Annotated in this window: 2 protein-coding genes and 2 pseudogenes; 1 reads left to right on the plus strand and 3 read right to left on the minus strand. The window is 59.6% G+C overall.

From position 1 onward, the window contains the following. Positions 1-72: 72 nt before the first annotated feature. From FGQ67_RS09300 to FGQ67_RS09305, 3 genes and pseudogenes are all read right to left on the minus strand, one after another. The gene (locus FGQ67_RS09300; protein ID WP_271735881.1) at positions 73-801 is read right to left on the minus strand and encodes an IS1595 family transposase; all 729 of its coding nucleotides are present in this window, start codon (positions 799-801) and stop codon (positions 73-75) included. A gap of 15 nt (positions 802-816) precedes the next feature. Beyond that, positions 817-882, minus strand: a pseudogene (locus tag FGQ67_RS10345) (IS1/IS1595 family N-terminal zinc-binding domain-containing protein); the annotation flags it as partial. Between the two features lie 184 nt (positions 883-1,066). Continuing rightward, positions 1,067-1,507 carry a DUF4869 domain-containing protein gene (locus FGQ67_RS09305; protein WP_117638277.1) on the minus strand — a complete coding sequence of 147 codons (441 nt, stop codon included), beginning with the start codon at positions 1,505-1,507 and terminating at the stop codon, positions 1,067-1,069. Between the two features lie 597 nt (positions 1,508-2,104). Between FGQ67_RS09305 and FGQ67_RS10140 the strand changes: the two are divergent. After that, a pseudogene (locus FGQ67_RS10140) lies at positions 2,105-2,503 on the plus strand (hypothetical protein); the annotation flags it as partial.

Here is a 2,503-nt window from a genome sequence, read left to right on the forward strand (position 1 = left end):
AAGTCATAGATGCGGGCGTGTTGGCTAAAATGGGTCGGCCGGGATTGGTCAATCTCGGCCGACTATATTTGGCTAAATTATTCCGACGCTAACAGTGCGCTCGGCGGTGCCGGAATCGGTCGCCATGAAGGTCCGGCACCACTTGAACCAAGCGAGGTAGGTGCCGAGGTGCTTCGTCGACACGCCCTTAAACGGCTTCATGAAGGTATCGAGGAGCGAATGGACGGTGTTGATCCGGTTGATGGTCCCCTCGGAAGGGTCCTTGGAATCGTAGGCCGTGTGTGCGTCGACCTCGAGCTCCGCGAGGACGTCGACATAGGCGGACGCCTTGTCCGTCGCTACGACGGAAGCGGACGCGATGCGGTCCCTCAGCACGTCCATGGCGCGTTTCCTCGACAGGATGCCTCGTCCCGCGACCTGGAGAAACGTCTCGTTCGAGTCGTTCACGCCGGTCATGACGCAGATCTGCTCGCGCGACAGTCCGCGCCTGTGCACCTGCTTGCCACGATGTCGGGAGTGACGTGGCATCGTAAATGACCCCTTCGTGTGGTTGCCCTTGAACGACTCGGGGAAGTAGGTCTCGTCGAGCTCGCAGCCGCAGCCCCGCCCGGTCTTGAACGAGGGCGAGTAGGCCGAGAGACACTCGATGAGCCTGTGGCGCATGGTGTAGGCGGTCTTGAGGCAGACATGGCAGCGCCCCGCGCATTCGCGCAGGGGCAGCATGAGAACGAAGCACTCGGCATTGGCCATCCAGGTCTCCTTCGGGAGCCTGCTCGTCCCCAGGATGTGCCCGCTGCCCATGCCGAAGGTCCTGCCGCAATCCTGGCAGAGGTAACGCTGCTCGCCGTTCTTTGATTTGCCCTTCTTCACGACCGCGGCGGACCCGCAGCGCGGGGAGCGCTCGGCCTCGTAGGCGGAGCCGGCGGCGTTCGGTCCTGCTGAGGCTCGCGATGTCCCTCTTGAAGGTGATTACCAGGTCCTCGGCGTTCATGCTGCCCCGCGGTCTACGAGGCTAACGATATGGCGCCGTGATGACATATGTATGTCAATCTTGGTCTAACAGAGCCTAACGAAAGTGCATGTCAGGAGTTTCCCTTAGGCATTTTGCGGCTATAGGGACAAGGTCGAACATCGTGTGAACGACATCGCCCGTGTTTGCAACGGTAGCCGTGAACTTGCCGTTTCCAAAATCCATCAGATGGTAGAGGTTGATGGTTAAGTCCTTTTGCGTGGCAATTCTCAGAATCCAGTAAGCGCAATTGTCGCTGCAGGTTGTGGCGTTGTATACGTTCTGAGGCATGAAGTACATGAGCAACAGCGTCTTAGTGCCTCCCGACAGCCTTTCAGGAGGGATAATGCCTAGGATCTTGGTGTCTATTGCGCAGGGTCCAACGACATTGCCTTTATCGATTGATTTAATAATCCTTTGAGCAAAGGCGTCTTGAAACCACTGGGGCGAATAGACGTTATCGAAGTAAACCGACGTATTGTAGATAACGTTTTCCATATCACCATAGTGAATTGTTAACACGTTGATCCCTTCGGGTTGCTGGTTTGGTGTTCGGTGAGACTGATTGTATCGCACGCATAAGACGGGCGTAATTTGCCAGAAACACATGCGATTGATAACCATTGACAGTCAAGACCTGTATCCAGTGCCCGTATTTGCATGTCCGTACTTGAACCTAAGTTGCTTTGAAGGCCTATGTTTTAGACAATAGTTCCAGGCTAGGCTCTGCGTGGCGGCACGTAAAAGCCGTACTGTGCTTGGGTGGGTAAAAGTCCAAGACGATTAGATATCCGAGAGGATATCGAGCCCGTGCCGGGGAGATAAGGTGAGCCCGCGCCGGGGACTATAGTTCCGGCAACAAATGGGTTTCCGCGAGGATGCCGCGGCTGACGGTCAGTATATTACCGCCCTACACGCTCCTTCCGCGCGTCGCCTGCTCAAACGATTTGCGCCGAATTTTATTCCGCGGGCGGTGAGCCTGTTTATAGACAACGTCACGACCTATAGACGGGTGTCTTGGGGGTATTGCAGCTTGGCTCCCGTCCCCCCAATCTAGTAGACTTGGAAACCGTTGCTAGATTAGGGGGATTTTCCATGAGACGCTCCACGAAACGAATTTCCGGTGCCGCCGCCGCGCTGGCGGTCGCGGCCGCCCTGGCCCTGTGCGGGCCCGCGGCCTACGCCGCCCCCGCCGCCCCGGGCGACGCGCAGGCCGACGGCGCCCAGGCGGAGCCCGCCCGGTCCGAGGCGGCCGCGCCCGTCTCGCTCTCATACTCGGCCCACGTCTCCAATATCGGCTGGATGGGCGCCGTCGCCGGCGGCGAGGTCGCCGGCACGACCGGCAGGGGGCTCCCCCTCGAGGCGCTGCGCCTCGTCCTGTCCGACGCCTCGACCGGCGAGCCCCTCGGCGCCGACGCCATATCCGTCGAGGCCCACGTCTCCAACGTCGGCTGGCAGGCCGCCGTCGGCAACGGCGGCACCGCCGGCACGACC

The sequence above is a fragment of the Collinsella aerofaciens genome (assembly GCF_005845035.1).
Lineage (GTDB): Bacteria > Actinomycetota > Coriobacteriia > Coriobacteriales > Coriobacteriaceae > Collinsella > Collinsella aerofaciens_I.

What these genes read in the sequence shown, in the direction of transcription:
- FGQ67_RS09305 (WP_117638277.1), bottom strand. Translation starts at nt 1,507, where the DNA reads ATGGAAAACGTTATCTACAATACGTCGGTTTACTTCGATAACGTCTAT.
- FGQ67_RS09300 (WP_271735881.1), bottom strand. Translation starts at nt 801, where the DNA reads ATGGGCAGCGGGCACATCCTGGGGACGAGCAGGCTCCCGAAGGAGACC.